11 protein-coding genes are annotated in these 11,680 nt (G+C 70.7%); 9 read left to right on the top strand and 2 right to left on the bottom strand.

Annotated elements, in window-relative coordinates; all coding sequences use genetic code 11:
- The first annotated feature begins 66 nt into the window (after positions 1 to 66).
- The 8 genes from pdhA to J2W20_RS10675 all read left to right on the top strand — a co-directional run bounded on the left by pdhA (position 67) and on the right by J2W20_RS10675 (position 8,599).
- On the top strand, positions 67 to 1,293 hold the full coding sequence (gene pdhA, locus J2W20_RS10710; RefSeq protein WP_373457999.1) for a pyruvate dehydrogenase (acetyl-transferring) E1 component subunit alpha: 1,227 nt from the start codon (positions 67 to 69) through the stop codon (positions 1,291 to 1,293).
- On the top strand, positions 1,293 to 2,273 hold the full coding sequence (locus J2W20_RS10705; RefSeq protein WP_307006563.1) for an alpha-ketoacid dehydrogenase subunit beta: 981 nt from the start codon (positions 1,293 to 1,295) through the stop codon (positions 2,271 to 2,273). The genes pdhA and J2W20_RS10705 overlap by 1 nt, the downstream gene beginning before the upstream one ends.
- 10 nt (positions 2,274 to 2,283) lie before the next feature.
- Positions 2,284 to 3,696 carry a dihydrolipoamide acetyltransferase family protein gene (locus tag J2W20_RS10700; RefSeq protein ID WP_307006562.1) on the top strand — a complete coding sequence of 471 codons (1,413 nt, stop codon included), beginning with the start codon at positions 2,284 to 2,286 and terminating at the stop codon, positions 3,694 to 3,696.
- Between the two features lie 10 nt (positions 3,697 to 3,706).
- On the top strand, positions 3,707 to 4,057 hold the full coding sequence (locus J2W20_RS10695) for a hypothetical protein (protein ID WP_307006561.1): 351 nt from the start codon (positions 3,707 to 3,709) through the stop codon (positions 4,055 to 4,057).
- 170 nt (positions 4,058 to 4,227) lie between these two features.
- The gene (locus J2W20_RS10690; protein WP_307006560.1) at positions 4,228 to 5,670 is read left to right on the top strand and encodes an MFS transporter; all 1,443 of its coding nucleotides are present in this window, start codon (positions 4,228 to 4,230) and stop codon (positions 5,668 to 5,670) included.
- A 57-nt stretch (positions 5,671 to 5,727) separates the two neighbouring features.
- Positions 5,728 to 6,360: a phosphatase PAP2 family protein gene (locus J2W20_RS10685; protein ID WP_307006559.1), complete on the top strand. Its 633-nt coding sequence runs from the start codon at positions 5,728 to 5,730 to the stop codon at positions 6,358 to 6,360.
- Positions 6,361 to 6,587: 227 nt separating this feature from the next.
- Positions 6,588 to 7,085 (top strand): LacI family DNA-binding transcriptional regulator, encoded by a 498-nt coding sequence (locus tag J2W20_RS10680; RefSeq protein ID WP_307006558.1) that lies wholly within the window; start codon positions 6,588 to 6,590, stop codon positions 7,083 to 7,085.
- An 83-nt stretch (positions 7,086 to 7,168) separates the two neighbouring features.
- Positions 7,169 to 8,599 (top strand): GntP family permease, encoded by a 1,431-nt coding sequence (locus J2W20_RS10675; RefSeq protein ID WP_307006557.1) that lies wholly within the window; start codon positions 7,169 to 7,171, stop codon positions 8,597 to 8,599.
- A gap of 106 nt (positions 8,600 to 8,705) precedes the next feature.
- Here J2W20_RS10675 and J2W20_RS10670 read toward each other — a convergent pair whose 3' ends face one another.
- Together J2W20_RS10670 and J2W20_RS10665 are read right to left on the bottom strand one after the other, a co-directional pair.
- Positions 8,706 to 9,140, bottom strand: a complete 435-nt coding sequence (locus J2W20_RS10670; RefSeq protein ID WP_307006556.1) for a hypothetical protein — start codon at positions 9,138 to 9,140, stop codon at positions 8,706 to 8,708.
- Between the two features lie 107 nt (positions 9,141 to 9,247).
- Positions 9,248 to 10,384, bottom strand: a complete 1,137-nt coding sequence (locus tag J2W20_RS10665) for an AI-2E family transporter (RefSeq protein ID WP_307006555.1) — start codon at positions 10,382 to 10,384, stop codon at positions 9,248 to 9,250.
- A 208-nt stretch (positions 10,385 to 10,592) separates the two neighbouring features.
- On the opposite strand from J2W20_RS10665, the gene J2W20_RS10660 reads away from it, so the two are divergent.
- Entirely contained in the window at positions 10,593 to 11,648 is a 1,056-nt protein-coding gene (locus J2W20_RS10660) for a helix-turn-helix transcriptional regulator (RefSeq protein WP_307006554.1), read from the top strand.
- Positions 11,649 to 11,680 lie beyond the last annotated feature (32 nt).

Genomic DNA, 11,680 nt, shown 5'->3' with positions numbered 1-11,680 from the left:
GGGAATATGTGCCGGCCTACCGCCCGGTGCTCCGGGATCGGTCCCCACGGCAGGCGAGGAGGCGGTATGGGAGTAGAACTTCCCACCACCGAGTTCAGCGACATCCCCGACGAGCTCGCGATGGAGCTCGAGGCCCACGCCCATGACGGCGCTGAGGGGCACGGCGCCATGGTCCAGCTCCTCGACGAGGACGGGCGCTTCCGGTCCGACTCGAAGCTCGCGGAGTCCATCAAGGACCTGAGCAAAGATTCCCTTCTGGGAATGTACCGGCAGATGGCGATGATCCGGCGCTTCGATACCGAGGCCACCGCGCTCCAGCGGCAGGGGCAGCTCGCGCTCTGGGTCCCGCTGCGCGGACAGGAGGGCGCCCAGATCGGCTCCGGCACGGCCACCCAGGCCCAGGACTACGTCTTCCCGACCTACCGCGAGCACGGGGTCGCCCTCACCCGCGGCGTGGACCTCGCCGAACTCCTGCGCCTCTTCCGTGGCCTCTCGAACGGCGGCTGGGACCCCCGCGCCACCGGCTTCCACCTGTACACGCTCGTCCTCGCCGCCCAGACGCCCCACGCAGTGGGCTACGCCATGGGCATGCAGCGCGACCAGGCCCGGGCCGCGGCCCGCGGCGAGCAGGGGGGCGACCCCGGGGCCGTCGTGGCCTACTTCGGCGACGGTGCGAGCTCCGAGGGGGACGTGCACGAGTCGATGGTCTTCGCCGCGAGCTTCAAGGCGCCCGTGGTCTTCTTCTGCCAGAACAACCAGTGGGCCATCTCCGTCCCCGCCGAGGTGCAGTCCCGGATCCCGCTCTTCAATCGAGCCAAGGGCTACGGCTTCCCGGGCGTGCGCGTGGACGGCAACGACGTGCTCGCCGTGTACGCGGTGACCCAATGGGCCCTCGAGCGGGCCCGCTCCGGCAAGGGGCCGGTGCTCATCGAGGCGTACACCTACCGCCAGGGCGCCCACACCACCGCGGACGACCCCACGAAGTACCGGCTCAGCGACGAGGAGCAGGCCTGGCTCGCCAAGGACCCGCTCGTCCGGTTCGAGAAGCACCTGCGCTCCGAGGGGATCGCCGACGAGGCGTTCTTCGAGCAGGTCGCCGCGGACGGCGACGCCCTCGCCACCAAGGCCCGGGCCGACATCCTCGGCTTCACCGCGCCCAACCTGGCGGACGCGTTCGCGAACGTCTATGCCGAGCCCCACCCGCTCGTGGAGCAGGAACTCGCGTGGCACCGCCAGTACGAGGCAGGCTTCGCGGACGCAGACGCCGAGGCGACGAGAGAAGGCGGCCGCTGATGCCCACCATGACCATCGCCAAGGCGATCAACGCGGGCCTGCGCGCCGCGCTCGAGCAGGACGAGAGCGTCCTGCTCATGGGCGAGGACATCGGCACCCTCGGCGGGGTGTACCGCGTGACCGAGGGCCTCAAGGCCGACTTCGGCCCCGACCGCGTGGTGGACAGCCCGCTGGCGGAGTCCGGCATCATCGGCACGAGCATCGGGCTGTCCCTGCGCGGCTACCGCCCCGTCGCCGAGATCCAGTTCGACGGGTTCGTGTTCCCCGGCTTCAACCAGATCACGACCCAGCTGGCCAAGATGCACGCCCGCAGCAACGGACAGCTCACGGTCCCGGTGACCATCCGCATCCCCTACGGCGGCGGCATCGGCTCGGTCGAGCACCACTCCGAGTCCCCCGAGGCGCTCTTCGCCCACACCGCCGGCCTGCGGATCGTCACCCCCTCCAACGCCCACGACGCCTACTGGATGACCCAGCAGGCCATCGCGTGCGAGGACCCGGTGATCGTGTTCGAGCCCAAGCGCCGCTACTGGCTCAAGGGCGAGGTGGACACCGAGGACCCCGGCGCGAGCGCGGACCCGTTCCGGGCCCACGTGGTCCGCGAGGGCACCGATGCGACCGTCGTCGCGTGGGGCCCGCTCGTCCCGGTGGCGCTCGCGGCGGCCGAGGCCTCCGCCGAGGACGGGCACAGCATCGAGGTCATCGACCTGCGCTCGATCTCGCCGATCGACTTCGATGCCATCCTCGCGTCCGTGACCAAGACCGGGCGGCTCATCGTCGCGCACGAGGCGCCGACGTTCGGCGGGATGGGCGGGGAGATCGCCTCGCGCGTGGCCGAGCTCGCCTTCCTCTCGCTCGAGGCCCCGGTCATCCGGGTCGGCGGCTTCCACATGCCCTACCCCGTGGCGAAGGTCGAGGAGCACTACCTCCCGGACATCGACCGCATCCTCGAAGCCCTCGACCGCGCCTTCGCGTACTAGGAGCAGCCCCGTGACGCAGCAGATCTTCTCCCTCCCCGACGTGGGCGAGGGCCTCACCGAGGCCGAGATCGTGTCCTGGAAGGTCCAGCCGGGCCAGACGGTCGCCATCAACGACGTCATCTGCGAGATCGAGACGGCGAAGAGCCTCGTCGAGCTCCCCAGCCCGTACGCCGGGACTGTGGTCCAGCTCCTCGCCCGCGAGCACGAGACCATCGAGGTGGGCACGCCGATCATCGCGATCGGCGACTCGGCCGCGCACGACGGCGGGACTGCACCGTCCGCGCCCGCGTCGCCGTCCGCTACGGTCCAGCCGGTCGAGTCCCCGGTACCGACCCTGCAGGAGCCCGGGGTGGAGAGCGGCCCGCTGGTCGGTTCCGGCCCGAAGGCGGACGCCGCCAAGCGCCGCCCCCGCCGCCAGACCCCTGCCGCCCAGCATGAGCCCACCACCCCCACGGTGGCGGCCCCCCGTTCCGCCGGAGCCGCAGAGGCGCCGTCGGCAGCGCAGGCGCCGAACGCCGTCGTCGGCCTCCTTTCCCGCGTCCTCGCCAAGCCGCCGGTCCGGCGGATCGCGAAGGAGCTCGGCATCAACCTCTCGGACGTGCCGGCCACCGGCGCGCGCGGCGAGGTGACCCGGGCCGACCTCGAGTCCTACCAGGCCCAGCGCGAGCGCGAGCAGGCCGCGGCGCCCACGTTCTGGGACCACACGAAGAGGCCGAGCGAGCGTCGGGTCGAGGTCGTCCCCGTCCGCGGCGTGCGCAAGGCGACGGCGAAGGCGATGGTCGACTCGGCCTTCAGCGCCCCGCACGTGAGCATCTTCGTCGACGTCGACGCGTCGCGGACCATGGAGTTCGTCCAGCGGCTCAAGAAGTCCCGTGACTTCGAGGGCGTCCGGGTCTCCCCGCTGCTCATCCTGGCCAAGGCGGTCATCTGGGCCGCGGCCCGCAACCCGAGCGTCAACTCGGAGTGGGTCACCGGCCCGGGCGGGGACGAGATCCACATCAAGCACTACATGAACCTCGGGATCGCGGCCGCGACGCCGCGGGGGCTGCTCGTGCCGAACATCAAGGACGCGCAGGACCTCTCGCTCCGCGAACTCGCGATCGCGCTCAATGAGCTCGCGACCACGGCCCGCGGCGGGAAGACCAAGCCCGCGGACATGCAGGGCGGCACGATGACCATCACGAACATCGGCGCCCTGGGGATCGACATCGGCACGCCGATCATCAATCCTGGCGAGGTGGCCATCGTGGCGTTCGGCACGATCCGGCAGAAGCCGTGGGTGGTCTCGGGCGAGGTCATCCCGCGCTGGATCACCACGCTCGGCGGCTCGTTCGACCACCGCGTGGTGGACGGCGACCTCTCGGCCCGGTTCATGGCCGACGTCGCGGCGATCATGGAGGAGCCGGCGCTCCTGCTCGACTGAGGGAGGCATCATGGCGCCAGCTGACCGCCCCGGGACCGGGCGCACGCTGAGGGTCGAGCTCGAGGACCCTCTGTCGGTGCCCTGGTGGGCGCGCGTCCTCTACACGCTCACGAGCCAGTACGGCCGTTCGCCGATGCGGTTCGTGGCGCGGGCCGACGACGGGCGGATCCTCTACCGCGGGGCGACCTTCGCCGGACCGGCGCTCGGCCGGACCGCGCCCCAGGAGGCCTGGACGCCGGGGCTGGAGGCGAGCCTGGCCGAGCTGCGGGCCGAGATCGTCCGGGACGGATGGGCCGAGTCCTCCCGCGGGCGGCGGCCGTGGGACCTCACCTACCGGCGGTCCGGCTCCGCGGAGGGCTGACAGCGGACCGCTGGCAGCGGGCGGCTCGCAGGGTGGCGCCCCCAGCCGGTCGATCGAGTGCTTGTGGCAACAGGCCGCCCGGCGCACCATGGAGGCGGCAGCCAGGGCAGTCTCTGGCGCAGCGAGCACCACCCCTGGGCTGCGGGAGGTTGATCCATGTGGCTGCATCCATGGACGCCGGATCCGTGAGCGCCGCCCCGACCGGACAGCAGATCATCGCCCGGCTCGAGCGGCTCGAGGTGTGGAGCCTCTCCTACCTCTTCATCGGGATCATCGGCCTCGGATTCCTGTTCACGTTCTACGACATCTTCGACATCAACGTCTCGTTCATCCAGACGTGCATCGAGCTCAACAAGGGCTGCACCCCGGAGACGGCGCTCGAGGCGCTGCCGCTGCCGGTGCTGCTCAACCTGGCCGGCTATGTGGTCGGCACGCTCGTGCTGAGCCCCATCGCCGACCGCATCGGCCGGCGGAACATGCTCATGATCACGATGCTCATCACGGGCCTGGGCTCGCTGTACAACGCGTTCGTGGGCGACTACGCCAACTTCAACATCGCCCGCACCGTCACCGGCATCGGGATCGGCGCGGACCTCGCGATCGTGAACACGTACATCAACGAGATGGCCCCGCGGCATGCGCGCGCCCGGTTCACCACGATCATCTTCATCATGTCCGCGCTCGGCGCCTTCGTGGGCATCTGGCTCGGCCTCATCCTTACGACGCCGGCCACCCCCTGGCCGCTCGGCCTCCCCTTCGCGGCGGCCGGCCCCGGGTTCGAGACCGGGTGGCGGTGGATGTACGGGGTCGGCGCGATCCTCGCCGCGGTCGCGGTGCTGCTGCGGTTCGAGCTCCCCGAATCGCCGCGCTGGCTCATCGGCCAGGGCCGCTTCGCCGAGGCCGATGCCGTGGTGAAGGACATGGAGGCGCGCGCCGCGAAGCACGGGCCCCTCGCCGAGCCCGTGGTGACGGACGTGCACGGGGCGACCAGGCCGCCGTCGCCCGTCCCGTACCGGGACCTCTTCACGAACCCGCTGTACGTGAAGCGGATGGTGCTGCTGTTCTTCGTCTGGTTCATCGGGTACATCACGGTCTACGCGTTCGCGGCCGGCTTCACCGTGGTCCTGGCTGCCCTGCACTACCCGCCGCCCGAGGCCGGGGTCATCGCCGCGGTCGGGACCCTCGGCTTCGTGGCCGAGGCTGCAGTCATGAGCGTGATCGTCGAGCGGCTCGAGCGTCGCTACTGGCTGCCCGTGGGCGCCGCGGTGACGGTCATCGGCTCGCTCGTCGTGGCCGCCGCGGGCACCAACGTGGGGATCGCGATGATCGGCGCCATCCTCATCTTCGCGGGCTTCAACCTGTGGGTCTCGCCGACCTACGCCCTCACCGCCGAGTCCTTCCCCACCCGGGCGCGGACCACGGGCTTCGCGGTGGTGGACGGCGCGGGGCACATCGGCGGCGGCATCGGCGTCATGGTCATCACCCCGATGCTGCCGATGCTGCCCGTGATCGGGGCGCTCGGGCTGATCTCGGTGTTCCTGGTGATCGCCGCCGTCCTGGTGCAGTTCGCCCCGCACACCCGCAACAGGCACCTCGACCACATCTCGCCCTGATCCGCGCGGCTGCCCGGGAGCAGCCGGGAGCGGAGCCGGGCATGGAAGACTGGAATCGTGCTAGCCAGCCATCGCCCGACGCCGCCGGCGCGGTCCCCGCGGGGGCCCGCAGCCGCCGTCGCGCGGGCGCTCAGCGAGGTCTTCCAGCCGCCGTTCACCGTCGCGGTCCAGCTCCTGCTGAGCCCGGCGGCGAGCCCCGGCTGGCCGGGGACGTGGTGGTACGGCGCGGTCGCGCTGGTGTTCACATCGGTGCTGCCCTTCGCGGTGCTCCTCGCGCTCGTGCGCGCGGGCAAGGTGGTCGACCACCACGTGAGCGAGAGGTCCCAGCGCGCGCCCGTGCTCGCCATGGCGATCGTCTGCGTGCTGCTCGGGCTCGGCGTCCTCATCTGGGCGGGCGCACCGGACTCCGTGGTCGCGATGGTCCTGGCGCTCATTGCTGGGATCGCCGTCCTCGCGATCGTGAGCATCTGGTGGAAGGTGAGCGGCCACGCCGCTGCTGTGTCCTCGGCCGCCGTCTCGGTGATCGTCCTGTTCGGGCCCGCATGGTGGCCGCTCCTCCTCGTGGTCCTCGCAGTCGGCTGGGCCCGCGTGGTGCTCCGCGCCCACACGCTCGCCCAGGTCGTCACCGGGACCCTGTTCGGGCCGGTCGTGATCGTGGGGCTGTGGCGGGCGTTCCTGGGGCTCGGCTGAGCGGGGGCGGCATCCACTGGGTCCTCCGCCTAGTCATCGGCGGTCCGGGCCCAACCCAAGGTCTGGGGTAGCCGTTCCAAGGACCGCCCGTTGCGAGATGAAGGAGCTCTCACCCACTCTTGATCGGCTCCCCTGCCAGCGCGGTCGCAGTGGCACGGGAATCCTGTGGAAGGATGGCGCTCAGATGCCCGACAGGAACGGTGGCGGGCGCGTCTCGAGGAGCTGGGATGGTCAAGCGGCGGACGTCGCTCACTGACGTCGCGCGAGCAGCAGGGGTCGGGCTGGCGACCGCGTCGCGGGCACTCACGGGCAGCGCCGAGGTCGGGGCCGCGACGCGTGCACGGATCCTGGAGACAGCCGCCGAACTCGGCTACAGGCCCAGCTCGACAGCCCAAGCCCTGCGGACGGGCCGCACGCGCCTGATCGAGCTCGTGGTCACCGGCCAACTCAGTCAGCCCGTGGTGACGGGCCTCTTCGAAGCCTGCGAGGACCGCGGATACCATCTGCTCCTCACTAGGCCGTCCGCGCCGGGGGAGGGCATGGTGGCACGGCCTGTCGTGGACGGGCGCATCCTGCTCGACCCCGGGGCCGGACAGGAGGAGCACCCATCGGAGGAGCCCTGTGCAGTGCTCCGCACCGGGGGACTGGACGAGGATGGCCTCGCGGCAACGGCTCGATCGATGGCCGACGCCCTCATCGACCGTGTGGAAGGCGTGCGCGTTTGACGTGACGGGAGTCTCGTGGGAAGCTTCCGGAAACGTTTCCGGAACGCTAAGGCAGCGTTCCGTCAGATACCCGGAGATGACCAATGACCGCTCACGCCTGGTTTCTCGTCGCTGTCCTCATAGCGGCCGTGGCCCTGCTGATCACCCTGATCAACAGCAGGCTCAAGCTCCACCCCTTCATCGCGCTCCTCGTCGTCTCGGTGCTCACCGGACTCGTGGCGGGTGAGAAGCTGACCGACATCCCCACCTCGATCATCAGCGGCGCCGGCGGCGTCCTGGGCAACGTCGGCATCACACTCGCCCTGGGCGCCATGCTCGGCCGTCTGCTCTCGGACGCGGGGGCGACGGACCGCCTCGCCGAGTTGATCGTCTCCCGGGGAACGGCCAGGTCCTTCCCCTGGATGATGACGCTGGCCGCCTTCGTGATCGGGATCCCGATGTTCTTCGAGGTCGGGCTCATCATCCTGCTCCCCTTCATCTTCGGAGTCGCCGAACGGATCAAGCGGACTCGTCCTGACAGCAAGCCCTACGTTCTCGTGGTGACCCCGGCCATCGCGGCCCTGGCCACCCTGCACGGCATGGTGCCCCCTCACCCCGGGCCCCTGACCTCGGTCAGCGGTCTGCACGCCGACCTGGGCAAGACGATCATCGTGGGCTTCGTCTGTGCCATCCCCACGGTGATCCTCTCGGGCCCGGTGTTCGCCCGCTGGCTCTCCCGCCGCATGACCGTCGAGCCGGATATGGCCCTCGTGGCCCAGTTCACCCATCCGGCCTCCGTCGAGGACTCCGCTGCGCCTGGGGCCGGCGTTGCCGTCTCCGGCTTCCATCGGGGCCCCGGCGCCACCGAACGCACCTCACCCATCGCCTGGGCCGTGGCCTGCATCCTCCTGCCGATCGTGCTGATGCTGGCCCAGTCCATCGGGCAGGTCTTCCTCGCGGCCAAGAGCCCGGCCCTGCAGGTGCTCGAGTTGCTGGGCAACCCCGTGGTGGCGATGATGTGCGGGGTGCTGCTCGCGCTCCTCACTCTGGCCCGCTTCAAGCCGGGCGAGCAGGTGCGCAGCGCGGTGGGCGAGAGCCTCAAGCCTGTGGTGGGCATCCTGCTGATCATCGGCGCCGGAGGAGCCTTCAACAAGATCCTCGTCGACTCCCACATCGGCGATGCGCTCTCCCAGGCTGCCCAGCACTGGCAGCTGAACGTGCTCATCCTCGGGTGGGTGCTTTCCCTCATCCTGTCCACCGCGACGGGGTCGGCGACCGTCGGCATCGTCTCCGCCACCGGCATGGTGGCCCAGATGCCCGCCGCAGGCGGGGACCCATGGCAGGTCGCGCTCCTGGTCATCGCCATCGGCGCCGGGTCGATCGGCCTGAATTACGTCAACCACGCGGGATTCTGGCTCGTGAAGGAGTCCTTCGGCATGACCCTCGGCCAAGCCACACGCCTCCACACCACCGTTCAGACGCTCGTCAGCGTCATCGCCCTCGGGATGGTGCTCCTGCTCTCCCTACTCGTCTAGGGGCCCTCGCCCCCGACAGGTGTCCCGGTGAAGAGGATTCACCGGGACACCCCTCTGAGCTGTAGAGGGCGAAGAACTTCGGCTGCCCGAGATTCCTCACGCTGTCCTAGAACGTCGCGTCCCTTCCGTACAGGTGATCTGCGACTACGCCGTCATGTACCAGCACATGGTCGACCAGCGCCCAGAACTCCGCGAGCATGGGGTGGGCGAGCGCTTCGTCGCGTGAGAGCTTGTGGCCGAACACTCGGGAGTTGCCCCAACCGCCCGCGGCTGGGACGAGCGAGGCCGCGGGTTCATCCTGGCCATCGACGCGGCCGACGCGGCAGCCGAACGTCAAGTGGTCGTCCGTGCCCTCGTCCCATGTCGGGGAGAAGACTGCGTCTATCCAGACCTCGTGTCCGGCGTGGTGATAGCAGGAGGCGTAGTAGACGGCGTAGGCGCACCCATCTCGATGCACGAAGCCGGTCACACGAGTCATGGGCTGCCCGCAGTGGTCGCAGGTTCCCTCGACGACTTTCGCCCCCGGCTCGATCTCCAGCATGCCCGAACCCTACGTCCTCGCGGCCAACCAGACCGTCAAGGTGGGCCCTGGATGCCAGTGCTGCTCCGGGTGCGGTGGCCGCTCGGCCTAGCGGTGCCGCTGGAGCCCTAGCCCTCGGGCTCGGGGCGGAGGTCTGCCCCGACCGGTCCGGTCGGCTCGGCCGGCTCGCTCGGCGCGCCGCGGCCGGTGAACGTCTTGATGATCGACCACGCCACGGCCGTGACCGGCACTGCGAGCAGGGCGCCGATGATGCCGGCCAGGATCGTCCCGGACGCGAGGGCGAGGATGATGGCCAGTCCGTGGATCGAGAGGACTCGGCCCATCAGGAGCGGCTGGAGGAGGTGGTGCTCGATCTGGTTGGCGGCCAGGACCACGATCAGGACGATGAGCGCGACGACGGGGCCGTTGGAGATGAGCGCGATCCCGACGGCCAGGAACCCCGCAAGGGTCGCGCCGAGGATCGGGATGAATCCGCCGATGAACACGAAGACGGCCAGGGGCAGGGCGAGCGGGACATGGAGGACCGCCAGCCCGGTGCCGACGATGACGGCGTCCGCGGCGGCGACCAGCACTGTGCCGCGCACGTAGCCCCCGAGGACGTGGGCACTGCGGTCGGCGGCGAGCCGGGCCTTGTCGCGGTGGGCCGGGGGCATGAACCACAGCACGAACTCGAGGATCTGGCGGCCGTCCTTGAGGAAGAAGAACAGGATGACGGCCATGAGGATGAGTGCCGTGAGGATTTCGCCCGCCGTGCGGGCGCCGGTGAGGGCCTCGGCGCCGATGCTGCCGGAGGTGAAGAACCGCTGGATCGAGTCGCGGGCCTGGGTGATCTGCTCGTCGCTGATCCGGGCAGGGCCGTTGTTGAGGAAGGCGTGGAGCTGCTCGAGGCCCGAGGTGAACCGGTCGGCGAGCTCGTGGGCCTGGGCCCGGATGAGGAAGACGATGCCTGTGATGATCCCGCCGAAGACGACGAGGATGGCCACGAACGAGGCGAGCACGGCCAGCGCACGGGGCCACCCGTGGGCGTAGAGCCAGCGGACGAGGGGCACGATCGCGCACGCGAGGATCGTCGCGATGATCACGGGGATGACCACGAGGGGGATCCTGAGCAGGATCCACACCACCGCCCAGAGGAGGGCGCCGACAGTGAGGGCCTGGACGGAGCGGATGCTGGCCCGGCCGAGCGTGTCGGACCAGAGGGCGGTGAGCTTCTTCCGGGCTGGGGGAGCGGGGGTCTCGGACATGCAGTCCTCATTCCGGTCGTTGGCGGGCCAGCTCAGGGTACCGCCGTCGGTCAGCGGCTCCCGGGAGCGCCGGGCGGTCGATTCAGCTCAGTGGAAGCCGATGGTTCACCTTCCCTGATGCCCAGTCCTAGCGTGGGGCAATCCGGACGTGATGCAGACCACAGACTCGGCCGCGCGGGCAACGGAGCCTCCGGCAGGAAGGCGCACGATGCCCCCTGATCAGCTGCTGCCCCCGGACGGCCGCAGCCGTCCCAGATCGCTGGCCTTCTCGACCCGCGGGATCCCTGCTGCGCAGCGCATGGAGCTCTGGTCCGTCCACAACGCGAGGGCCCTCATCGACCTGGACATCCGCACCATGGACGAGGCCCCGCTGGACGCGACGGAGGTCAACCTGCACTTCGGCTCGGTCAAGCTGGCGCAGGTGCGGGGGAGCGCCCAAGTGATCGAGCGGTCCGAGGCGTACATCCGCAAGCACCCCATGGAGGTCATCGGCGTGTTCTTCGCCCTGCGCGGGGAGGCCTTCTTCTACTACCCCGGGGGCTTCGAGGCCCTCCGGCCCGGGCAGGCGGTCATCTACGACGCCGACCGGCCCTTCATGCGGGGCTTCCACCGCGGAGTGGAGGAGATGGTCCTCACGATCCCGCGGGAGACCTACCTCGAGCTGTCCGGCGGCCGGCCGCTCCGCAGGCCCCTCGTGGTCGACTTCCAGGAGCCGGGTCCCGCGAACGGGCACATGCGCGCCCTTGCCCGGCTCGTCCGGGCCGCGCTCGCAGCCTGTCCGGGGGCCAGCGGTCCTCGCCAGGCTCCCGACCCGGGCCCCGCCCCGGACCCGGGCCCAGACCTGGGCGCGGTCGAGGGCTCGGCCCTGGAGCTCCTCCGCCTCCTCGTGGTGCGCACGGGCGAGGGCACCGCAGAGGGGTACCTCGCGGCTGCCCGCTGCTTCATCGACGAGCACCTCGGGGACCCTTGCCTCGGTCCCGCCCGGATTGCCGACGCCGTCGGCCTCAGCGAGCGCCACCTCACCCGCGTGTTCACCGAGGCAGGCGAGCCGCCGGGCGCCTATGTCCTCAGGCGCCGCCTCGAGCGCGCCGCCGGCCTCCTTGCCGACCCGCGCGAGGGCATGACGCCGATCTCCGCCATCGCCGCCCGCTGCGGCTTCTCCGCGCAGGCCTACTTCGCCCGGGCCTTCAAGGCGCGCTTCGGCCTCACGCCGCGCGAGGCCCGCCGGGACCGGCGGCCGGGGCGGCCCGACCCCCGAAGCTGACCGCGGCCCCGCCTTTTGCACTGCGGGGACGC

The organism is Sinomonas atrocyanea (assembly GCF_030812675.1).
Lineage (GTDB): Bacteria > Actinomycetota > Actinomycetes > Actinomycetales > Micrococcaceae > Sinomonas > Sinomonas atrocyanea_B.
Note: the sequence above shows the minus strand (reverse complement) of the source record. Positions and strands in the feature narration are given on the sequence as shown.

What these genes read in the sequence shown, in the direction of transcription:
- pdhA (WP_373457999.1), top strand. Translation starts at nt 67, where the DNA reads ATGGGAGTAGAACTTCCCACCACCGAGTTCAGCGACATCCCCGACGAG.
- J2W20_RS10705 (WP_307006563.1), top strand. Translation starts at nt 1,293, where the DNA reads ATGCCCACCATGACCATCGCCAAGGCGATCAACGCGGGCCTGCGCGCC.
- J2W20_RS10695 (WP_307006561.1), top strand. Translation starts at nt 3,707, where the DNA reads ATGGCGCCAGCTGACCGCCCCGGGACCGGGCGCACGCTGAGGGTCGAG.
- J2W20_RS10690 (WP_307006560.1), top strand. Translation starts at nt 4,228, where the DNA reads ATGGACGCCGGATCCGTGAGCGCCGCCCCGACCGGACAGCAGATCATC.
- J2W20_RS10680 (WP_307006558.1), top strand. Translation starts at nt 6,588, where the DNA reads ATGGTCAAGCGGCGGACGTCGCTCACTGACGTCGCGCGAGCAGCAGGG.
- J2W20_RS10675 (WP_307006557.1), top strand. Translation starts at nt 7,169, where the DNA reads ATGACCGCTCACGCCTGGTTTCTCGTCGCTGTCCTCATAGCGGCCGTG.
- J2W20_RS10670 (WP_307006556.1), bottom strand. Translation starts at nt 9,140, where the DNA reads ATGCTGGAGATCGAGCCGGGGGCGAAAGTCGTCGAGGGAACCTGCGAC.
- J2W20_RS10665 (WP_307006555.1), bottom strand. Translation starts at nt 10,384, where the DNA reads ATGTCCGAGACCCCCGCTCCCCCAGCCCGGAAGAAGCTCACCGCCCTC.
- J2W20_RS10660 (WP_307006554.1), top strand. Translation starts at nt 10,593, where the DNA reads ATGCCCCCTGATCAGCTGCTGCCCCCGGACGGCCGCAGCCGTCCCAGA.